23 protein-coding genes and 1 tRNA gene are annotated in these 20,995 nt (G+C 59.3%); 8 read left to right on the top strand and 16 right to left on the bottom strand.

Annotated elements, in window-relative coordinates:
* Window positions 1-75 precede the first annotated feature (75 nt).
* The 6 genes from ABOK31_RS18670 to ABOK31_RS18645 all read right to left on the bottom strand — a co-directional run bounded on the left by ABOK31_RS18670 (window position 76) and on the right by ABOK31_RS18645 (window position 5,468).
* Window positions 76-1,347, bottom strand: coding sequence for a CpaE family protein (locus ABOK31_RS18670; RefSeq protein ID WP_174178849.1), 1,272 nt, complete (start codon window positions 1,345-1,347; stop codon window positions 76-78).
* Between the two features lie 31 nt (window positions 1,348-1,378).
* On the bottom strand, window positions 1,379-2,110 hold the full coding sequence (locus ABOK31_RS18665) for a CpaD family pilus assembly lipoprotein (protein WP_349957127.1): 732 nt from the start codon (window positions 2,108-2,110) through the stop codon (window positions 1,379-1,381).
* A gap of 53 nt (window positions 2,111-2,163) precedes the next feature.
* Window positions 2,164-3,696 (bottom strand): type II and III secretion system protein family protein, encoded by a 1,533-nt coding sequence (locus ABOK31_RS18660; protein WP_349957126.1) that lies wholly within the window; start codon window positions 3,694-3,696, stop codon window positions 2,164-2,166.
* A gap of 14 nt (window positions 3,697-3,710) precedes the next feature.
* Window positions 3,711-4,526, bottom strand: coding sequence for a Flp pilus assembly protein CpaB (gene cpaB / locus ABOK31_RS18655; RefSeq protein WP_174178854.1), 816 nt, complete (start codon window positions 4,524-4,526; stop codon window positions 3,711-3,713).
* A gap of 157 nt (window positions 4,527-4,683) precedes the next feature.
* Window positions 4,684-5,196 (bottom strand): prepilin peptidase, encoded by a 513-nt coding sequence (locus ABOK31_RS18650; RefSeq protein ID WP_349957125.1) that lies wholly within the window; start codon window positions 5,194-5,196, stop codon window positions 4,684-4,686.
* An 89-nt stretch (window positions 5,197-5,285) separates the two neighbouring features.
* Window positions 5,286-5,468, bottom strand: coding sequence for a Flp family type IVb pilin (locus ABOK31_RS18645; RefSeq protein ID WP_349957124.1), 183 nt, complete (start codon window positions 5,466-5,468; stop codon window positions 5,286-5,288).
* Between the two features lie 403 nt (window positions 5,469-5,871).
* Between ABOK31_RS18645 and ABOK31_RS18640 the strand changes: the two genes are divergently transcribed.
* The 7 genes from ABOK31_RS18640 (at window position 5,872) to ABOK31_RS18610 (ending at window position 11,381) form a co-directional block, all read left to right on the top strand.
* Window positions 5,872-6,300: a pilus assembly protein N-terminal domain-containing protein gene (locus ABOK31_RS18640; RefSeq protein WP_174178860.1), complete on the top strand. Its 429-nt coding sequence runs from the start codon at window positions 5,872-5,874 to the stop codon at window positions 6,298-6,300.
* A 154-nt stretch (window positions 6,301-6,454) separates the two neighbouring features.
* Window positions 6,455-7,075 carry a TadE/TadG family type IV pilus assembly protein gene (locus ABOK31_RS18635; RefSeq protein WP_349957123.1) on the top strand — a complete coding sequence of 207 codons (621 nt, stop codon included), beginning with the start codon at window positions 6,455-6,457 and terminating at the stop codon, window positions 7,073-7,075.
* A 14-nt stretch (window positions 7,076-7,089) separates the two neighbouring features.
* Complete coding sequence (locus tag ABOK31_RS18630) at window positions 7,090-7,662, top strand: TadE/TadG family type IV pilus assembly protein (RefSeq protein ID WP_174179059.1); 573 nt, start codon at window positions 7,090-7,092, stop codon at window positions 7,660-7,662.
* A gap of 131 nt (window positions 7,663-7,793) precedes the next feature.
* Window positions 7,794-9,014, top strand: a complete 1,221-nt coding sequence (locus ABOK31_RS18625) for a phosphopentomutase (protein WP_174178864.1) — start codon at window positions 7,794-7,796, stop codon at window positions 9,012-9,014.
* Window positions 9,011-9,979, top strand: a complete 969-nt coding sequence (locus ABOK31_RS18620) for an adenosine deaminase (protein ID WP_174178866.1) — start codon at window positions 9,011-9,013, stop codon at window positions 9,977-9,979. Before ABOK31_RS18625 ends, ABOK31_RS18620 begins: the two co-directional genes overlap by 4 nt.
* Window positions 9,980-10,100: 121 nt before the next feature.
* Complete coding sequence (upp, locus tag ABOK31_RS18615) at window positions 10,101-10,730, top strand: uracil phosphoribosyltransferase (RefSeq protein WP_174178868.1); 630 nt, start codon at window positions 10,101-10,103, stop codon at window positions 10,728-10,730.
* A 126-nt stretch (window positions 10,731-10,856) separates the two neighbouring features.
* Window positions 10,857-11,381 carry a TIGR02281 family clan AA aspartic protease gene (locus ABOK31_RS18610; protein WP_174178870.1) on the top strand — a complete coding sequence of 175 codons (525 nt, stop codon included), beginning with the start codon at window positions 10,857-10,859 and terminating at the stop codon, window positions 11,379-11,381.
* Window positions 11,382-11,432: 51 nt separating this feature from the next.
* Here ABOK31_RS18610 and deoA read toward each other — a convergent pair whose 3' ends face one another.
* The 9 genes from deoA to ABOK31_RS18565 all read right to left on the bottom strand — a co-directional run bounded on the left by deoA (window position 11,433) and on the right by ABOK31_RS18565 (window position 20,083).
* Window positions 11,433-12,740: a thymidine phosphorylase gene (gene deoA / locus ABOK31_RS18605; protein WP_349957122.1), complete on the bottom strand. Its 1,308-nt coding sequence runs from the start codon at window positions 12,738-12,740 to the stop codon at window positions 11,433-11,435.
* Window positions 12,741-12,743: 3 nt separating this feature from the next.
* Window positions 12,744-13,517 (bottom strand): deoxyribose-phosphate aldolase, encoded by a 774-nt coding sequence (gene deoC / locus ABOK31_RS18600; RefSeq protein WP_174178873.1) that lies wholly within the window; start codon window positions 13,515-13,517, stop codon window positions 12,744-12,746.
* On the bottom strand, window positions 13,514-14,320 hold the full coding sequence (locus ABOK31_RS18595) for a purine-nucleoside phosphorylase (RefSeq protein ID WP_174178875.1): 807 nt from the start codon (window positions 14,318-14,320) through the stop codon (window positions 13,514-13,516). The genes deoC and ABOK31_RS18595 overlap by 4 nt, the downstream gene beginning before the upstream one ends.
* Entirely contained in the window at window positions 14,317-14,709 is a 393-nt protein-coding gene (locus ABOK31_RS18590) for a cytidine deaminase (protein WP_349957121.1), read from the bottom strand. Before ABOK31_RS18590 ends, ABOK31_RS18595 begins: the two co-directional genes overlap by 4 nt.
* 3 nt (window positions 14,710-14,712) lie before the next feature.
* The gene (locus ABOK31_RS18585; protein ID WP_174178879.1) at window positions 14,713-15,684 is read right to left on the bottom strand and encodes an ABC transporter permease; all 972 of its coding nucleotides are present in this window, start codon (window positions 15,682-15,684) and stop codon (window positions 14,713-14,715) included.
* A gap of 10 nt (window positions 15,685-15,694) precedes the next feature.
* On the bottom strand, window positions 15,695-16,798 hold the full coding sequence (locus ABOK31_RS18580; RefSeq protein WP_174178881.1) for an ABC transporter permease: 1,104 nt from the start codon (window positions 16,796-16,798) through the stop codon (window positions 15,695-15,697).
* Window positions 16,799-16,805: 7 nt separating this feature from the next.
* Window positions 16,806-18,317, bottom strand: a complete 1,512-nt coding sequence (locus ABOK31_RS18575; protein WP_174178883.1) for an ATP-binding cassette domain-containing protein — start codon at window positions 18,315-18,317, stop codon at window positions 16,806-16,808.
* Window positions 18,318-18,397: 80 nt separating this feature from the next.
* On the bottom strand, window positions 18,398-19,393 hold the full coding sequence (locus tag ABOK31_RS18570) for a BMP family ABC transporter substrate-binding protein (RefSeq protein WP_174178885.1): 996 nt from the start codon (window positions 19,391-19,393) through the stop codon (window positions 18,398-18,400).
* Between the two features lie 372 nt (window positions 19,394-19,765).
* On the bottom strand, window positions 19,766-20,083 hold the full coding sequence (locus ABOK31_RS18565; RefSeq protein ID WP_174178887.1) for a hypothetical protein: 318 nt from the start codon (window positions 20,081-20,083) through the stop codon (window positions 19,766-19,768).
* Between the two features lie 235 nt (window positions 20,084-20,318).
* Between ABOK31_RS18565 and ABOK31_RS18560 the strand changes: the two genes are divergently transcribed.
* Window positions 20,319-20,408: transfer RNA gene (locus ABOK31_RS18560), tRNA-Ser, on the top strand.
* A 26-nt stretch (window positions 20,409-20,434) separates the two neighbouring features.
* On the opposite strand, the gene ABOK31_RS18555 is transcribed toward ABOK31_RS18560, so the two are convergent.
* Window positions 20,435-20,929: a helix-turn-helix domain-containing protein gene (locus ABOK31_RS18555; protein ID WP_349957118.1), complete on the bottom strand. Its 495-nt coding sequence runs from the start codon at window positions 20,927-20,929 to the stop codon at window positions 20,435-20,437.
* Window positions 20,930-20,995 lie beyond the last annotated feature (66 nt).

The raw sequence follows: 20,995 nt of genomic DNA, 5'->3' as shown, positions 1-20,995 counted from the left end.
TCGATCCAATTCTACTGCTGCTGCATAGCCTTCATGAAAGATCGACCTTTCGAAAGTCCATGCGAAATCATAGGGTTACTTCCGCTTCAAAAGGCCAAGCAAACCGCCCTTTCTTGCCTTCTTCAAAGCGACACGCCCGGTGACGATGTGTGATATCTGCGAGAAAGTTTCCGCAATCGGTGACTTTGGATCCGTCTCGGAGATCATCTGTCCGCTGTTGGCAGCATTGCCGAACAGGTTGATGTCAAAAGGTATGATGGCGATCGGGTCCGTCTCCAATGGCGCGCAGAATTCCGAAGGATTGATCTCCGGACGCTTCGGCATGCCGACCTGATTGAGAATGAGGTGTGGCGCCTTGTCGTTGGGCCGCAGCTTGCGCAGAGCATCGATCAGGTTCTTGGCATTGCGCAGATTGGCGAGATCGGGTGCGGCGCAAATGACGACCTCATCGACTGCGCCGAGCACAGAGCGCGTCCATTCCGTCCAAACATGCGGCAGGTCGAGGACTGCGACCGGCGCACTGCGCTGAAGAACGTCGAGCACCGGCAGGAAAGCGTGTCCTTCGAAATCATAGGCACGATCGAGCATCGAGGGTGCCGCGAGCAACGACAGATGCTGCGAGCATTTGGTCAGCAACCGGTCGAGAAAGACTTCGTCGAGGCGCTCCGGCGCATAGACGGCCTCAGCTATCCCTTGCGCAGGGTCCTGGTCGAAATCGATGTTGGCGGTGCCATAGGGCAGATCGAGATCGGCCAGAATGGTTTCGGTCGAGAAGAGGCTGGAAATCCCGAAAGCGCAATTGTGGGCGATGGTGGATGCGCCCACCCCACCCTTGGCACCGATGAACGCAATGCTGCGGCCGAGCGGCTCGGCATCGGGATCGATGAAGATCGATGTCATCGCGGTCATCAGATCGACCATATCGGTCGGCTGCACGATATATTCGGAGATGCCGTTGCGGATGAGTTCGCGGTAAAGACCGATGTCGTTGTGATAGCCGACGATGATGACCTTGGTGCTCGGGTCGCAGACAGCAGCGAGCGGTTCGAGTTCGGTCAGCAGGCCGCGCGGATTGGCACGCGTCTCCAAGATGATGAGATTCGGGGTCGGCGCCGAAGCGAACATGTTCGCCGCGGCCGCGACACCGCCGCTGGTGATCCTGAGGCTCACCTTGGACATGCGCCGATCGTTGGCGCACTGATCCATCACCTGCTGCAACTGCTCGCTTTCGCAGAAGGCATGTATGGATATGCGCGGCAGCGGCCGCAGATTGTCGAGATTGCCCGAGCGCGAGACCTCCTCCGCTTCTGCGGGAGTCGGGCCGATATCGTATTCGATGGCGTTCATGATTTCATCCCGTTGCGCCGGTCTCTTGCATTCAATTTCCGCTGCCGAAGCCGCCGACCGTCGCCGTGCTGATCGGGGTTGAGCCGCTGCGATAATCGGCGATAACCTTGCTGCGCTGATCGGCATCGATCGGCGTCATCGCGCGCGGCGAAATCAGATCGGTCGGATTTGCGACCTGCGCTGCCAGATTGTGCTGGGTCGCACAGCCGAAATTATAGTAGTTCTGATTGTCGAATGCGTTGTCCGAAAGGTCGTCCGGCCATTGGCCGCAGGCATTGGTGGCCGCCGTCGTTGCCGTAAAACGCAGGCGGATCGGCGCGGCATCGCCCGGGCCGCCGGCCGGGTAATAGCTATTGACGATTCGTCCCGATGGAATGCCGTTCGTGACCAGCTCCCGGCGGATCTGCGAGTTGAGTGCCGATGCGGCGAACGCATTTGCCGATTGCCGCGGCGACAGGATTTCCACCGTGCCGCTGGCATGGGCGCGATAATCCTGCACGAAACCGCGAACCGTATCGCGCATGCCTGTTGTCAGGTGCCGGTCACTGGCTGCAACCGGTATGTCGACGCTATGCTCTTTTTCGGTGAGCACGATGGGATGCCGCTGGCGATAGTCGTCCCTGATGGCGCTCGTCGTCATGCCATCCGGGGAGCCGGCGCAGCCGCTGACGGCCGATATCAGCGCCAATGTCGGAAGGATCAGCATCGATCTTGAGAAACGAGGCCGAGCACCGCGGCGTGTATTGCGTTCGAGGCTGGCCATTTCTTGCTCTCTCATTGACCTCGTTGAAAAGGCTGGTGTCATGGTCCCGCTCCTTATTTGTAGATGAAGCCGACTGTGCCGTGGAAATCGGCATCGGCGACCGGCGGACCATCCTTGCGGCCGTAGATCTTGTTGACACGGTTCATGAAGAAGACACCGGCATCGTTCGTCGGCGAAAAATTGTCATCCGGGCGGGCAAGCTTGTCGCGTGCTACGGGTCGCACGAGATAGGGTGTCGCGATGATCACAAGCTCGCTCTCATCACGCTGGAAGCTCTTCTGACGGAACAGGGCGCCAAGGATCGGGATCTTCGATGCGCCAGGCGTTCCCGAGGTCGTCTGCTGCACGTTGTCGCTCAGCAAGCCGGCAAGAGCGATCGATCCCCCGGATGGCAGCTCGACCGAAGTGTTGGCGGCGCGCTGGTTGTAGGTCGGGGTGGATGACGACGCGACCGGTTCCGAGACCTGGGTCTGCACATGCAGGCTGATGCGGCCGCCGGCCAGGACCACAGGCGTGAAGGCCAGCGTGATACCGTATGTATAGGGCGTGATCGTCGTGTTGCCGTCCTTGTCGGTGGTGGAGTAGAGCGTCTGGCCACCGGAATTGAAGGTCGCAGCCTGTCCGGAAATGGCGGTCAATGTCGGCTCCGCCAGGGTGCGCACGGCACCTGCCTGCTCGAGAGCATTCAGATAGGTGCTGATATTGTATTTGCCGAGGGCGTATTTGAAGAGTGTCGAGATACCACCCGCGCCGGTGGCGTTGCTGGGATCGCCGTTTACTCCCAGGAAATTCGTGGTTCCGGTATTTCCGATGCTGCCCAGCTGCGCCACGCCTAGGCCGGAGGAATTGCTGACCAGATTGTCGAAACCGATCTGCTTCAGGACGCTGCGCTTGATTTCGGCGACGGTGACCTTGAGCGTCACCTGATCCTCGCCTTCGATCTGCAGCATGTTGACGATCTGCGAGGTCTGCCGCCCTTCGGCGAAAATCGCGACGGCGTTGTTGTCGCCGCTGCCGGAGGCAGTCTGGTTTCGTGTCGTCGCTTCGCCGCCCTTGAGGAACGCCTGGGCGAGCTGCTGCGCACGGATCGAATCCTGCGGCGTGCGCACCATGCCTGTCAGGACGATGTTGTCGGAGATGATCTCGACGTTGATGTCGGAGTCCGGGATGAAGCGCTTGATATTATCCTGCAGGCCAGCAATGTCGCGCTCGATCTGGAGATCGAGGCTGACGATCTCCTTACCGTCGGCGCCGAAGATGAAGATATTGGTCTGACCGACCGTCTTGCCGAAAAGGTAAATGCGGCGCGAGGTGCGGGTCACCGCATCCGCCATCTTGGGATCGGAGACAAGGATGTCATGCGCGTCGGCCGGCAGATCGACGACGAGTGCTTTGTTGAGACCAAGCTTCAGTGTGCGCTTCGTGCCGAGGCCAGCTATCGTGACGATGCTGTCCGAGCCGCCCGCAAAAGCCGCAGGCATGCGCAGAAAGGCCGGGACATCTGCCAAGGGCAGGCCGGCAAAGGCGACCGAGAAGGAGAGGCTTACGGCAAGGGGGAGGCTGGCTTTCTTGCTTGTCTTTAACATGGTCTCGCCCCTTCTCACTGCGGTTTCGGCCCGGTTGGGCCGTCGGTCACGATCGCTCCCGACTTGATGACTTGGATCATGCCGCCGCCATTGTCGCCGGCCAGCAGATAATCGGCGGCTGTCGTATCGGGCTGCTGCGCGTCGGCAACGGAGCGCAATGCCAGCGTCAGGCGATCGGCCATCTGATGCGCGACGGCCAGGACCTTCGTCTGGTCCGGCGTCAGTTCCAGCGTCGCAGTTGCGCCGACGACGGCTTTGCTTCCGTCCTGCTTTTCCTCAATCTGCTGATCGACAGCCAGAACACGAACGTTGCTGAGCACGGTTTCGGTGACGAGCTGCTGCTGCGAACCCTTGCGCACCATGATGACATCGACCCGGTCGTTCGGAAGGATGAAGCCGCCCGCGCCAGTGGCGACGGAAATCTCCGTGGCAACGGCTCGCTTGCCTGCCGGCAGTAATGAGGAGAGGATACGACTGTTGGAATCGGCGACCTTTTCCTCGCGGATCGGCTCGCCCTCGAATATCGGCAGGCGAACAACCGCGCCGGTCAGATCCTTCAGCGCATCGGGCCGCTCGCGCTCGGTGATGAAGCCTTTGACGATACCGCTTTCCGGCCAGGGCATCCAATGGATCGATTGCTGGTTCAGACGCGAACCAACGGGCAGATTGGCACCGGCAACGAGGACATTGATCGTCGCCTCCTTCTCCACCACCGCCGCAATCTGCTGGGGAACGATATTGCGCGAACCAGCCAGACGCATCGCGAGCAGACCAGCCATCCCGGCCGCGACGGCTGCCACTGCGAGTATCATTATGCGAGCGGGTTTCATGGTCATTCCTTGAGGAACAGGATTCTTCGCCCCACAGAATGACCGGCAATTGGTGTAATTATGGTTAATGGGAGGTTACATTTATTGTTACTTAACCATGATTACTTGATGTATATTAGAAATAATATATGTGCGAGTTTGATTTTTACTCGCCGGCTCAAGATATGCCGTGCATCGCCGCGATCAAGATCGGTGAGGATGGGAAGGCCATGACGCCACCGATGGCAATGGCAATGCCATAAGGAATCTTCTTGGCGATCACCAGCGAATTCGGCAATGGAAGGCCAATGGCCAGTATCGTGTTGGCCTGGGAGCGGAGGAAGACGATGAAAACCGTCAATGCGCCGCCGATAAACGCGACGTAAACAAGAAATTCGACAAGGGATGAATCAAAGCCGAACCAAAGTGCGGCCGCAGCCAAAAGCTTCGCATCACCGCCACCCATGACGTTCAGTGCGAATAACGTAAAACAGGCAAAGAATACAGTACCAGCACCAGCCACATGCATGCCGATTTCCGCAAAGGACAGTCCAATAATCGGTGTCAGCACAAAGAACGATATCGCGAGTGCCAGCGACAGGCGATTTGGGATTGTCATCGTCAGCAGATCAGAGATCGCCGCAAGCGACATGCAGAGTGGAAAGATTAGCAATATCGCGGCTTCGAGCATTTTACCTGCCTTGCCAAATCACTCAATTTAAAAACCGCCCAAATATTTTGGGCGGCTTCTTCGCTACTTACATACGGCCAAAGTACTTACTAGTACTTAGCCGAAGCGCTATTCATCTTGGTAGCGATGTTCGTGAAGGTAGTGCTGAGCGAACCGCCCAGCGACGTCGCTGCGGTGATGATGGCAACCGAGATCAGCGCGGCGATCAGGCCGTATTCGATTGCGGTCGCGCCGGATTCATCCTTCAGGAAACGCGAAAAAATCTTGGACATAAGTTTAACTCCACTTTGTTGACAGCACGTCCGCCAACTGTTGCCGTTGATCGGATGAGTTGCACGGTAGCTTCCCGCCGTTTCCATCGCTTTAAAGAATTAGGTTAATGTGCAGTAAATCCAAAAGCGAAAATAGAATAGTTAATGTGACTTGTATGTTCTTCTGTATGTTTTTAAAGAAAATCTTCAGCCAAATAGAAATTATTAGATGTATGAATATTAGTACGATATACGATTCGTCTCGAATTAATACACGATTTGCAGGAGAAGGCGACGACGAGGGCCTGCGTGGGACATCTGCGCCATAATTGCATGGCAGAAGACAACCTTAATCGTTCATTCACCATTCTTTCTCATTCTATCCAGAGATCCTTTTCGCCATAGTTTTCCAAGAGGCCAAGCCATGCCAATCGGCGGCAGAACAGCATTCCTTGCCGGCATTGTCGCCATGGCCGGCATGACGCCGCAGCTTTCACACGCTGCCGGAGAGAGCATGCTGCGCGTCTATATGGATCACGCGCGCGTGTTGAAGCTGGATCGCCCTGTCAGCAAGGTCATTGTCGGCAACTCGCAAGTTGCCGACGCGACGGTCGCCGATCCGAAAACCATCGTGCTGACCGGCCGCAGCTTCGGCACGACAAACATCATCCTGCTCGATGCCGACGGCAATGCCATCGTGGACGAACAGATCCTAGTGTCGATCGACGAAGGCAATACGGTCCGTGTTTTCCGCCAGACGGATCGCGCTGTGCTGTCGTGTACGCCCAATTGCGAACAGCATGCCCAGCAGAACAATACGACGACGACCCCAACTGCTGCTGCCGGGCAATAACAACATTCGATAAAGCAAATATTCTAAAGTACATTCAGGGAATTGAGCAACAAACGATAATCCTGGTTTCCTCTAAATATGAAGAGAGAAGAGAAACGGATTATCAAGAAAGCAATTCTAGTGTCGTCCGCGTGTAAATCGCCGCGGGCTTCCCATGACGTCAGACAATACCCTTCACGCCAATACAGGCCGCACACGGCGACATGCCCGGGGCAGCTTGCGTGAATTCGTGCGTTCTCGGGACGGGACAGCAGCGATCGAATTTGCCTTGCTTGCAATCCCCTATTTTCTGATCGTCTTTGCAATCATCGAAACCTTCGTCGCCTTTACTGCGGAGCAGGTCGTTTCAAACGCCGTCGATACTTTGGCGCGCCAGATTCGGACCGGGCAGATTACTGCGGCCAATACGACTTCGCAGCAGTTCCGGCAGGCATTCTGCAACGAGATTGCCGTGCTCATTACCTGCTCCTCCTCCGAGGTACAGACGCCGGCGAACCTCTATCTCGATGTAGAGAGCTATTCGAGTTTTGCGTCCATGCCGACGACGATCCCCCGCCAGTCATCGACCGATCCTTATTCCGATCTCAGCACCACCGGCTTTGCTTTTGTGCCCGGCGGCGCCAAGTCGCTGAACATGGTGCGTGCCTATTATCGCTGGCAGATCATAACGGATCTGCTGCGCCCCTATCTTACCAACGTGCATCCAACCAACGGCTCCGCATCAGTCTATCTCATCGTCGCAACCGCGGCCTTTCAGAACGAGAATTATCCGTGAACGGCCTCAAGAGCATGATCGGGAAAGAAAGTACGCCCTTTGGCATCCTGAGACGCTTTGCCCGTAACAAAGATGGTGTCGGCGCGATCGAATTCGCCATTCTTTTTCCCGTACTGCTGATGCTCTATCTCGGTGCCTTTGAGCTTACCGTCGGCCTCAATGCCTCGAAACGTGCCAGCCGTTCTGCAGGTTCGATTGCGGACATCATCTCACAGCAATCGTCGGTCACCAAGTCCGTGCTTGCAACGATGCCCTCCGTTGCCGGCGCGATCTTCGCGCCCTATAGCACGACCGGCCTGACGCTGAAGATCAGCGGTATTTCGATCGACACGACAGGCAAGGCGACCATCGCCTGGTCCTGGGCGCAGGATGGCACCACGCCATACACGGCCGGCTCGACAGTCACGGTGCCGGCCAACATGAATCAGGCGAGCACTTTCCTCGTTCGCAGCGAACTTGCCCTTCCCTATCAGCTCATCAGCTTCGGCGCTAATTTCCTGCCAAGCGGCACCAGCCAGATCACCATCAGCCGGCAGTATTACTACCGGCAGCGCGTCGGCAATTCGATCAGCTGCAGCGACTGCTGATAGCTCGTCCCCAAATCGCGCCCGAAATGCTGCTCCAAAACGGAAAATTGCCAAGTCGATGCCTCCGTTATATGGGTGACGTCCAATAACCCGGAACACCTCCCGGGTGACGGCATTCTATCGGGTGATCTATGGCGCGCGCCTTTCTCTTCGTTCTGGATTCTTTCGGTGTCGGTGGCGGCCCGGATGCGGCAAGCTATGGCGATGAGGGTGCCGATACGTTTGGTCATATCGCCGAGTTCTGCGCCGCAGGCGCTGCCGATCGCGACGGCTTGCGCCAAGGCCCTCTTACGCTGCCGACCATGTCCGGCCTCGGCTTGCTGGAGATCGCCAAGGCGGCAACGGGCAATTATCCCGCCGGCATGCCTTTGCCGGAAAAGCTCTACGGCCTTTATGGCTGCGCGAACGAAACCTCCCGCGGCAAGGATACGCCATCGGGCCATTGGGAGATCGCAGGCACGCCCGTCATGTTCGACTGGGGTTACTTTCCGGCAGAGGGCGATGCCTTCCCGCCGGAGCTGGTGAAGGCCATCTGCGAGGCAGCCGACCTGCCCGGCATTCTCGGCAATTGCCATGCCTCCGGCACGGATATCATCGCCAAGCTCGGCGAAGAACACATCCGCAGCGGCAAACCGATCTGCTACACTTCCTCCGATTCCGTCTTCCAGATCGCCGCACACGAGCAGCATTTCGGCCTCGACCGGTTGATCGGTCTCTGCAAGATCGTGCGCACCCTGCTCGATCCCTACAATATCGGCCGCGTCATCGCCCGCCCCTTCGTCGGTGAGACCGTGGCGACCTTCGAGCGAACCGGCAACCGCCGCGATTTCTCCGTGCTGCCGCCGGAACCGACGCTGCTCGACCGCCTGGTCAAGGCCGAGCGCACGGTGCATGCGGTCGGCAAGATCGGCGATATCTTTGCCCATCAGGGTATCTCCAAGGTCATCAAGGCCAATGGCAACATGGCGCTGATGGATGCGACGCTGAAGGCCATGGATGAGGCCGAGGACGGCGATCTGGTCTTCACCAATTTCGTCGATTTCGACATGGTCTATGGCCATCGCCGCGACGTGCCGGGCTATGCAGCGGCACTCGAGGCTTTCGACGCGCGCCTGCTTGAAGTGCACGAGAGACTGAAGCCCGGCGATCTCGTCATTCTGACGGCCGACCATGGCTGCGACCCGACGTGGCGCGGCACGGATCATACGCGCGAGCGCGTGCCAGTCATGGCCTACGGGCCCGGCATTCGTTCCCGTTCCATCGGCGTCCGGCAGACCTACGCCGATATCGGTGAGACGGTCGCGAAGCATTTGGGAATTGCGGCCGGGCCGCATGGGAGGAGTTTCCTTTGACACCGCATTTGAAGAAAGTGGAGCTGCACTGCCACCTGGAGGGCGCGGCTCCGCCGGCATTGACCCTCGCACAGGCAGAAAAGTACGGCGTCGACACCAGCGCTTTCCTCAAGGATGGTGTCTACCTCTGGAAGGATTTTGCCGAATTCCTCGTCTGCTACGACAAGGTTTCCGAGGTCTACCGTACCGAGGAAGACTATGCGCTGCTGACGGAAACCTATCTGGAAGAGCTTGCCGGCATCGGCACGATCTATAGCGAACTCATCGTCTCGCCCGACCACGGCGACCGCATCGGCCTCGGCGCCGACGCCTATATGGCGGGTGTTTCGGCCGGCATCCGTGCCGCCAAGGCGAAGACCGGCATCGAAGCGCGGCTGATCGTCACTGGCGAGCGTCACTTCGGCCCGGACCGCGTGGTGAAGGCGGCGGAATATGCCGCCAAGAGCGCCAATCCGCTGATAACAGGCTTCAACATGGCCGGCGAGGAGCGCATGGGCCGTGTTGCCGATTATGCCCGCGCTTTCGACATCGCCCGCGAAGCGGGCCTCGGCATCACCATTCATGCCGGCGAGGTCTGCGGCGCCTTTTCTGTTGCCGATGCCGTGGAGCTGGTGCGCCCTGACCGTATCGGTCATGGCGTGCGCGCCATCGAGGATATGGATCTCGTCAAGCGCCTTGCCGATCTCGGCACGGTGCTTGAGGTCTGCCCCGGCTCCAACATTGCACTCAAGGTCTTCCCGGATTTCCAGTCGCATCCGCTGCGCAAGCTGCGCGAGGCCGGCGTGCGGGTGACGATCAACTCCGACGACCCGCCCTTCTTCCACACCTCGCTGAAGCGCGAATACGAACTGGCCTCAACAGCCTTCGGCTTTAGCGATGACGAGATCAACGCGATGACGCGCACGGCAATCGAAGCGGCCTTTGTGGACGACGCGACCCGGGCGACATTGCTGGCGAGGCTGTAAAAGCATGGTTTAGGCCGCAGATTGGGGATGAAATCTCGAAAAGCGGCCTATTTTCTTGCACCAGAGGCGATTTCCGTGGAAGAACCATCTCATATCACGGAATTACTGGAAGGCTGAAACCATGGACGGCGTCACTGTCATCGATCACCCGCTTGTGCAGCACAAGCTCACAATCATGCGCAAGAAGGACACGTCGACGGGAAGCTTCCGCCGGCTGTTGCGCGAGATTTCAACACTACTCTGTTACGAAGTGACCCGCGACCTGGAGCTGACGATCGAGACCATCGAGACGCCGTTGCAGCCGATGGACGCGCCGATCCTCGAGGGCAAGAAGCTGGTCTTCGCCTCGATCCTGCGCGCCGGCAACGGCTTGCTCGAAGGCATGCTCGATCTCGTGCCCTCGGCCCGCGTCTCGCATATCGGCGTCTATCGCGATCATGAAACGCTGCAGCCGGTCGAATATTACTTCAAGGCACCCGAGGATATCTCAGAGCGCCTGATCATCGTCGTCGATCCGATGCTGGCGACCGGCAATTCCTCGATTGCCGCGATCGACAAGCTGAAGGAGCGCGGTGCGCACAATATCCGATTCCTCTGCCTGCTGGCGGCTCCGGAAGGCATTGCCAATTTTCGCAAGGCGCATCCGGACGTGCCGGTCTTCACCGCAGCGATCGACAGCCACCTGAACGAGCTCGGCTATATCGTGCCCGGCCTCGGCGATGCCGGCGATCGTATGTACGGCACCAAGTAATTTCGTCGCTATACTCCTTGTCGAGCCCGGCAGTTACTCAACTGCCGGGCTTTTTATTGATTGCATTAGCGTCGTTTCAGCAAAGCCGGCCTATAGATGGTATGGCCCGCAGGAGGGGCCTTGCCGATGCTCGTTCGCGTTCTTGTCTTTGCCGGTATCATTGCCGTTGCGGCAACCCAGGTGCCGATGCTCGTTGACGGTTTTGGCGAGCGCACCGAAAAGCCGGCGCCGGTGGAAGCAGCTTCCCTCGCCCCACAGAAGACCGAGGTGCCCGTTTCCTATGGCAGCGTTCAGCTACGTGCCAATGCAGGCGGCCACTATGAGGGTGATTTCACGATCAACGGTCGGTCCGTACACGGGATGATCGATACCGGCGCAACCTATGTGGCAATGAACGAAAGTACCGCGCGCAGCCTCGGTATCAGCGGCGTCGATCTCGACTATCGCTACACGGTTCAAACCGCGAATGGCGCGTCAAAAGTCGCCTATATCAAACTCGACCGCCTGGAGATCGGCACCATCCGGGTTCGCGATGTCGATGCCGTGGTGGCAAAGGACAGCGCACTGAGCACGACGCTGATCGGCATGAGCTTTATGAAGAAGCTGAATTCCTATGGCGTGCAGAATGGCACCTTGCTTCTGAAGCAATAAGACGACGCATCTCGCGCGACTGCCAAGCGGCCCTAACACTGCCGCCCCAGATCAGATCCTGCTGATAATGACAGGCAACAAAGCGGGCGCCGCATCCGCGATGCGATAGTTAGCCGACAAATCAGCCATAGCCTTCTGCGCACTTGCCTCGTCCGCCGCGTGAACGGTGGCGATGCGGTCGCCCCTGCTCACCTTGGTGCCGAGCGGCAGAATGCCGCTGAAACCGACGCGATGATCGATCTTGTCTTGCGGGCGGCGACGGCCGCCACCAAGATCGATCACGCTCATGCCGATCCTTCGCGCATCGCAGGCACCGAGCCAGCCATCGGCGACGGCCAAAACCGGCTTCTGCACCGACGCGCTCGCCAGATAGCGATCGGGATGTTCGAGCAAATCGGCCGGCCCTCCGAGGGCATGCACCATGCGGCCGAAGATCTCTGCCGCCTTGCCGGATGCCAAAGCCTCGCGCGCCCTGCCCTCCGCCTCGGCGGCATTCGCGGCGATGCCGGCCTGAACCAGCATTTCAGATGCGAAGGCCAGCACGACCGTTTCGAGCCGCGTGCCTGCCTTGTTGCCCTTTAGGAAATCCAGACAGTTGCGAAGCTCGACCACGTTGCCGGCTGCATCGGCCAGGGGCTCGTTCATGTCGGTAATGAGCGCCGAAGTCTTGACCCCACCGCCATTTGCCACCTCCACCAGCGAGCGCGCCAGCGTCTCGGCTTCCTCAAGCGAGGTCATGAAGGCGCCGCTGCCGATCTTGACATCGAGCACAAGCGTCTCCAGCCCCGCCGCCAGCTTCTTCGACAGGATGGAGGCCGTGATCAGGGGAGCGGAGTCGACCGTCGCGGTAACGTCGCGCACTGCATAGAGCTTGCCATCGGCCGGGGCCAGCGCGCCGGTCTGCCCGATAATGGCGCAGCCGACCTCGTCGACCACCTTGCGGAAACGAGCCGCATCCGGCGTAATCCCGTAACCGGGAATGGATTCCAGCTTGTCGAGCGTGCCGCCGGTATGACCGAGGCCGCGGCCAGAGATCATCGGCACGGCGAGGCCACAAGCGGCCGCGATCGGCGCCAGCATCAGCGAGACATTGTCGCCAACACCGCCGGTCGAATGCTTGTCGGCGATCGGTCTGCCGATCCCCTCCCAGGACAGAATATCGCCGGAGCGCGCCATGGCGAGCGTCAGCGCCACCGTTTCCTCCCGCGTCATGCCTTGAAACCAGACGGCCATGGCAAAGGCACCGATCTGGCTTTCGGCCAGTTCGCCGCGCCCCAATGCACCGATAAACGCGTCTATATCGGCAACCGAAAGGCTGGCGCCGTTACGCTTCTGCCGGATGATCTCCTGCGGAATCATGGATCAATAGCCTGAAGATGCCGTCTTGGACTCACCGCCGCCCAACACGTTCAGAATATCGTCGAGCAGGCTCGACGCACCGAAGCGGAAGGTCGACGGCATGGCCCAATCGGGCGCCATGATGGTCTCGGCAAGGCTAAGATATAGAGCCGCATCGGAAACGGAACCGATGCCGCCGGCAGGCTTGAAGCCGACCTTGCGACCGCTGGCACGGATCGCTCGCAGCATGATGTCGGCGGCCTCGAGCGTTGCGTTGACAGTGACCTTGCCGGTGGAGGTCTTGATGAAATCGGAACCGGCATCGATCGCCAGTTCCGACGCGCGCCGGATCAGCGCGGTATCCTTGATCTCGCCAGTTTCGAGGATGGTCTTCAGGAGAACCGGTCCCTTACATTCGGCCCGCACGGCCACGACCATGTCGGTGACAGCCTGCTCATTGCCGGCCAGAAAGGCACGATAGGGAATGACCAGATCGATCTCGTCGGCGCCGTCGGCGATCGCCTCGCGCGCCTCGGCTGCTACATCCGCCACTTCCATGTCGCCAGCCGGGAAATTCACCACGGTCGCGATCCTGACGGCGTGGTCGGTGCCGAGAATGCTGCGCGCCTGAGCGACGAAACGCGGCCAGATGCAGATGGCGGCCGTATTGCCATAGGGCGATTGCGCGCGGGCGCACAGCGCCTCGATCTGAGCCGGCGTGCAGTCGTCCTTGAGATTGGTCAGGTCGAGAAGGGAAAGCGCAACAGCTGCCGTTTCTCTCAGGGAATGGCCCGTCATTCTGGGTCTCCTTCGTCCGCGATCATTTCTTTCAGGATAGCGGCGAGGCGTGCGCCGCCGACCGGAGCCATGTCCTTCGTCTCGTCGTGCGAGAGCTCGCCACCGGTCATGCCAGCACCATAGTTAGTGATGACGGAGGCAGCGGCAACCCTCAAACCGAAAAGACGTGCCAGAATAACTTCCGGCACCGTCGACATGCCGACGGCATCAGCGCCGAGAATGCGCGCCATGCGGATCTCTGCCGGCGTTTCGAAGCTCGGGCCGGAAAACCACATATAGACGCCATGTGACAGCTTGATCTCGGCCTTTTCCGCCGCCTTGCGCATGCGCATGATCAGATCGATGTCATAGGCGCTGGTCATGCCGACGAAGCGCCTGTCGCTTTCCTCACCAATCAGTGGGTTCATGCCGGAATAGTTGATGTGATCGGTGATCTGCATCACCGAGCCCGGCGGCATCTCCTCGCGCAGCGATCCGGCCGAATTCGTCAAGATCAGCGTATCGACACCAAGAGCCTTCAAGGTCTCGATCGGCTCGCGCATGGCGTTGGCGTCGCCCTTTTCGTAATAATGCACCCGGCCGGAGAGCATGATGACGGGGACATCGCCGAGCTTGCCTGCGACCAGCGTGCCGGCATGGCCTGATACTGCGCTGACCGGGAAGCCGGGCAGATCGGCATAGGGGATGCGCAGGGCGTCCTTGACCTCATCCACGAGAGAGCCGAGGCCGGAACCCAGAATGATACCGTAGCGCGGCTTCAGTTCGCCGAGCTTCTCGGTGAGGATATCGACGGCCGCGCTCATCCGAGTACCTCCGTTTCGAAGCTGAAGGGCAGCATCTCGTCCATGGTCATGGTCTTCTTCACGCCGGTTTCGTCGCAAAGATAGATGCGTGTTTCCTTGCTGGCAAATTCGGCGATCTTCTGCCGGCAGCCGCCACAGGGTGGGCAGAGCGGCAGTTTCTCGGCGATGACAGCCATTTCGACGATCTTCTTGGCGCCGGCCATGACCATATGGCTGATCGCAGTCGGTTCGGCACACCAGCCTTGTGGGAAGGACAGGTTCTCGATATTGGCGCCAGTATAGATCTTGCCGTCCTCGGCGCGGATCGCCGCGCCGACCGGAAATTTCGAATAGGGAGCATGCGCGAAAGCCATCGCTCCGCGCGCGGCCTCGAACAGATCATGCGACATGGTTTAGCGCTCCTTGGTATAGGGCACGCCACCGGCCTTCGGGGGCTTGGCGACACCGATAAAGCCTGCAAGCAGGATGCAGGTCAGGATATAGGGCAGCGCCTGGAAAATCTGTACCGGCACCTCGCCGATGCCCGGAACCGACTTGCCCTGCATGAAATTGGCGAAGGCGTCGAGAAAGCCGAAGAGAAGGCAGGTGAACATGACCGGCACCGGCTTCCACTTGGCGAAGATCAGTGCGGCGAGAGCGATATAGCCCTTGCCCGCCGACATGTTGTTGATGAAGGCAGCCGACTGGGCGATGGCAAGATAGGTGCCTGAAAAGCCGCAGAGAATGCCGGCAACAATCAGCGAGCGATAGCGCAGCCATTCGACCGAGATGCCGGCGGTATCGACGGCGCCGGGATTTTCGCCGACGGCGCGCAGCCGCAGACCGAAACGGGTGCGATAGAGAATCCACCAGGAAATCGGCACCGCCAGGAAGGCGAGATAGGTCAGAATATTGTTGCCCGAGATGACATTGGCGTAGAGCGGTCCGATGAACGGAACGTCGCGAATGGCATCGGCACCCGGCAGGGTGATGCCGGAGAAGCGCGCGGTAGCAGGCAAAGTCGGCGTGCGGCCACCCTGGCCGAACCAGGCCTGGCCGAGAACGATGGTCAAGCCGGCCATCAGGAAGTTGATCGCGACGCCCGAAACGATCTGGTTGCCGCGATTGGTGATCGATGCGAAACCATGCAGCAGACCGACGAGGACGGAGACGAGAATACCGGCGCCAAGACCAGCCCAGGGCGAGCCGCTGATGGCGGCAACACAGGCCGCGGCGAAGGCCGAAGCCAGCATCTTGCCTTCGAGGCCGATATCAAAGATGCCGGCACGCTCGGAAAACAGGCCTGCCAGCGCAGTGAAGATCAACGGAATCGACAGACGGATGGTCGAACCCAATATGCTGATGAGAAGATCATAATAATCCATCGTCCGATCCTCACGTCCTGGCGAATGTCTGGTAGATGCGCACGAGCGCAGGTCGGAACATGTATTCGAGCGCACCCGCAAACAGGATGACGAGACCCTGGATCACCACGATCATGTCGCGCGTGATGTTCGGCATGTCGAAGGAAAGCGCGTCGCCGCCCTGATAGAGAATGCCGAACAGGATCGCCGCCAGGATGATGCCCAGCGGATGATTGCGGCCCATCAGCGACACGGCGATGCCGACAAAGCCCGCACCCAGCACAAACTCCACCTGCAGGCGCGCGGAAGCGCCCATGACGGGATTAAGCGCCATCATGCCGGCAAGACCACCCGAGATCAGCATGGCGATAACGACCGTGCGGGCATAGGGAATGCCGGCATAGACCGCAGCGGTTGGGCTGAGGCCGAGCGTGCGCATTTCATAGCCGAGCTTGGTGCGCCAGACGAGCACCCAGACCAGGAAGCACATGACGAGCGCGATCAGGAAGGACACGTTGAGCGGCGCGGCGCCGATGGTCGAACCGAACATATCCATCAGCCAGCCGAGCTTCGGCAGCTGACCGCCCTCCAGGAAGGTGCGGGTTTCGGGAGCCATCTTGCCGGGCACGATCAGCACATGCACCAGCAGGAAGTTCATCATCGCCGAGGCGATGAAGTTGAACATGATCGTCGTGATGACGACGTGGCTGCCGCGCTTGGCCTGGAGCCAAGCCGGAATGAAGGCCCAGAGTGCCCCGAAAATCGCCGCGCCGATGACCGCAAACGGCATCGTCACATACCAGGGCACGTAGCGGTCAAGCGTCAGCGCCACGAGGGCACAGCCGAGACCGCCGAGATAGGCCTGGCCTTCCGAGCCGATATTGAACAGACCGGCATGGATGGCGACGGCGACCGAAAGGCCGGTGAAGATGAAGCTCGTCGCATAATACAGCGTGAAGCCGATGCCTTCGCCGCTGCCAAGAGCGCCCTGCAGCAGCAGGACGAGCGCATCGAACGGGCTCTCGCCGATAAACCAGACGACGAGGCCTGATATCAGGAAGGCAACAATCAGGTTGAGAAGGGGGATCAGGCCGTAGGTGATCCAATTGGGGAGCGGAACGGAAGCCGTGCTCATATACGCCTCACGCGGCAATGCCGGCCATCATCAGGCCGAGTGTTTGTTCACCGGCCTCAGCCGACTTTTCACCGACGATGTGGCCGGCGAACATGACGAGGATACGGTCCGAAAGCGCACGGATCTCATCCAGCTCCACTGATACCAGCAGGATCGCCTTGCCGGCGTCGCGCATTTCGATGATGCGGCGATGGATGAATTCGATAGCGCCGATATCGACGCCGCGCGTCGGCTGACCGATCAGCAGCGCCTTCGGATCGCGTTCGATCTCGCGGGCGACGACGATCTTCTGCTGGTTGCCGCCGGAGAAATTGGCTGTCTTCAGCCGCGCATTCGGCGGGCGGATATCGTATTTCTCAATCTTCTCGACGGCATCCTTGCGCATGGCGTCGAGATCGAGCATGCCGCCGCGGCCGTATTTGCGGTCGCGATGGTAGCCGAGCATGGAATTCTCATATTCCTCGAACTTGAGCACCAGGCCCATGTGGTGGCGATCTTCGGGAATATGGGCAAGGCCAAGGTCACGGAGTGCTGCGGGATCGGCGTTGCCGATCGGCTTACCGTGCAGAAGAATCTCGCCCGAGGCCGGCTTGCGGATACCGGCGATGGCCTCCAGCAATTCGGACTGGCCGTTGCCGGCAACACCGGCAATGCCGACGATCTCGCCGGCACGGACATCGAAGGAGACGTTGTCGACCATGGTGACGCCGCGACCGTCCTTGACGGTGAGGTTACGCACCGACAGCAGGACTTCGCCGGGATTGGGAGCACCCTTTTCGACGCGCAACAGCACGCGGCGGCCGACCATCAGCTCGGCCAGCTCCTCGACAGTGGTTTCCGCCGTCTTGCGGGTGGCCACCATCTCGCCGCGGCGCATGACCGATACCGTATCGGTGATCGCCATGATTTCGCGCAGCTTGTGGGTGATGAGGATAATCGTCTTGCCCTGGTCGCGCAGGACGCGAAGGATGCGGAAGAGATTGTCGGCTTCGGCAGGCGTCAGAACACCGGTGGGCTCATCGAGAATGAGGATCTCGGCGCCGCGATACATTGCCTTCAGGATCTCGACGCGCTGCTGCTGGCCAACGGGAAGCTCTTCGATCAACGCGTCCGGATCGACTTCCAGGCCGTAATCCTTCTCGAGCCGGCTAAGCTCGGCGCGCGCGGCCGCGACACCCTTGGCGAGAAGCGCGCCGCCTTCGGCGCCCAGCATCACATTTTCAAGGACGGTGAAATTATCGACCAGCATGAAGTGCTGATGCACCATGCCGATGCCGGCCGATATCGCCGTCTGGCTGTCGCGGATGGCGATGGGATTGCCGTTGATGCGGATCTCGCCACTATCGGCCTGATAGAATCCGTAGATGATCGACATCAGAGTCGATTTTCCGGCACCGTTTTCGCCGATGATCCCGTGGATCGAGCCCTTGGCGACGGTCAGGTTGATATCTTTGTTTGCGTGGACAGCACCGAACTTCTTGTCGATGCCCACGAGTTCGATGGCAGATGTTTCGCTCACTATAGGGGGCTCCAGAAACCGGATTCCGGATAAGAAAAGGGCGTATGACGGTTTGCTACGTCATACGCCCTTGTTTCATATCAGCTCTTCGGGCAGGCGTTGTCGGTCAGATAGTCATGGACCTTGACGGTGCCGGAGATGATATCGGCACGAGCCTTGTCGACCGCAGCCTTCATGTCCGGAGTGACGAGCGGCTTGTTGTTGTCGTCCATGGCAACGGTGACGCCGTCTTCCTTCAGGCCGAGCTCCTGGGTGCCGGGCGTGAACTTGCCGTTCTTGGCATCGCTGAAGGCATTGTAGACAGCGAGGTCGACGCGCTTGACGACAGAGGTCAGAACCGAACCCGGATGCAGGTAGTTCTGGTTGCTATCGACGCCGATCGACAGCTTCTTGTTGTCGGCGGCGGTCTGCAGCACGCCGAGGCCGGTCGCACCGGCAGCCGCGTAAACAACGTCGGCGCCCTGGTCGATCTGGTTCTTGGTGAGTTCGCCGCCGCGAACCGGGTCGTTCCAGGCAGCGCCGGTCGTGCCGGTCATGTTCTGGAAGACTTCGATCTTCGGATTGGTAGCACGGGCACCGAGCTCGTAGCCGCACTCGAACTTGCGGATCAGCGGGATGTCCATGCCGCCGACGAAGCCGACCTTGCCGGACTTCGAAGCAATGGCAGCCATGACGCCGGCGAGATAGGAGCCTTCATTTTCCTTGAACTTGACCGAGCGGACGTTCGGCAGATCAAGGCTATCGTCGATCAGGACGAATTCAGTCTTGGGATATTCGGCAGCAACCTTCTGGAGGGCCGAAGTCCAGGCGAAAGAAACGGCGATAACCGGATTGAAACCCTTGCTGGCAAAGTTGCGCAGCGCCTGCTCGCCCTGGGTGTCGCCCGTCGGCTCGAAGTCGCGGTAAGCGATGCCGGTTTCCTTCTTGAACTTTTCAGCGCCGTTGTAGGCAGCTTCGTTGAAGGACTTGTCGAACTTGCCACCGGTTCCGTAGACGATTGCCGGCTTGATATCGGCCGCAAGCGCCGTTGCCGACATGGCAGCCAAGGCGAAAAGGGTCAAAAGGGATTTTTTCATGTGGTGCAGCCCTGTTGTTTCTATCTTGTTGGGTCCTCCCGCAAGCCCGTTGACCAGGCATGTCTGCGGAACCGCCGACCTCCCCCGAGGCCAAGCTGGCGCGCATCCTTGCATGGCTGCACGAAAAATTCACGAGAAATTTTTCAGTTGGTAAAGATTTGTGGGAATTGGTGAAAACCCATCCAAACGACCCGTTTTTTAAACAATTTCGGCCCAAAACTGCAATTTTATTGGTCAGAACAGTTGTCGGCCAGCTCTCCGCAATCGCTAGTTTCATCCGTTGCAGCCATGCAATAGGCCGATCGTCGAATGCTCCCCAGTATCACCGAAATCCCGCAATGACACAGGCTGGAGCGGCTGGCGGCGTCCCGATCAGGCACTGAAGCGGCCGGCGGCCGGCTGGCGCTTATAGGCAATCATCCACAGGAGCAGCGAGATCACCAGGAAGACCGCGAAAGCCGGCTGAAACAGCAGCCATTGCATCGCCATATCATAGAGACGGGGATGGACGTAATAGGCAATTGCCGAGCGAAGACTTGCCAGCGACGACGGGCTGACATCGTTCCAGGCATCGCCCATCGGGGTCATGACCACGGCCGAAGCCGCAACGGATTGAATGGAATCGATGGTGCCAGCGATAACAGCCACCACCAACGCGACAAGGCTCGCAAAACGCAACAGGAAACGCATAAACCCCTCCGGATACTCATTACGCCCGGCCTTTTCCGGCCGATCGGTCTTACGCCGCCTCATCTATCCCATTAGATAAGTTGCGCGCGAAATAAGCGCAATGGGGAGGAGATTCAGAGTTTTGCGCCGATAAGTCAAAAATCTGTCAGATTCGGGTTGATTGCTAGGAATTCATCGGTATATATCGCGCCGTTCCAACGATTTGCTTCCCCAGCGGGTGCGAAACGCCAAAGAAGGACAGGTGGCCGAGTGGTTTAAGGCGCACGCCTGGAACGCGTGTGTACGTGAAAGCGTACCGTGGGTTCGAATCCCACCTTGTCCGCCATTTTCCTCCACTCACCGCCGTTTACTCTAAGCGCCAAGGCGGTCCAACAATTCCGATATCGCGCGCTCATAGTTTCCATGCTCCGGGTCCGTCGCTGCCAACTGCGAGCCATCAGCCTTCTCGTCCATCGCCACCGCAAGCGCTGCACCATGCGTGTAGTCGACAAGAATATGCACCCATAGCAGAGCTCGCGATCGCGAAAGGCCAAGTTCTTTCAGCAGATCCGTCAGGTTATCGGTGATCCGTCTTGCATGGTCAGGGAACACGGCTGGCCGATTAAAGATAGCAAGGGTCAGGCCTGGATGGCACATCACCTTTGTTCGATACGCTCCCAGCAAGCCCTCTATCCGAGACCGAACCGTTCCTTGCGAAGACGCGGCAACATCTGCATAGACGCATTCGGCCATTGCTTTGATCAAGCCATCCCGATCTTGGAAGTGATGATAGATCGTCATCGGATTGACGTTCGCGCGCATGGCGACCGCGCGCATCGTAAACTTTTCAAAGCCCTCGGTGCTCAAGAGAGCCAGGGCTTCAGAAAGGATATTTGCGGGCGATACGCTCTTTTCATCGGCGCGCGGCCTGCC

It is taken from the genome of Rhizobium sp. ZPR4, assembly GCF_040215725.1.
In the GTDB taxonomy this organism is placed as follows: Bacteria; Pseudomonadota; Alphaproteobacteria; order Rhizobiales; family Rhizobiaceae; genus Rhizobium; species Rhizobium rhizogenes_D.
This window is presented reverse-complemented; position numbering and strand designations above follow the sequence as displayed.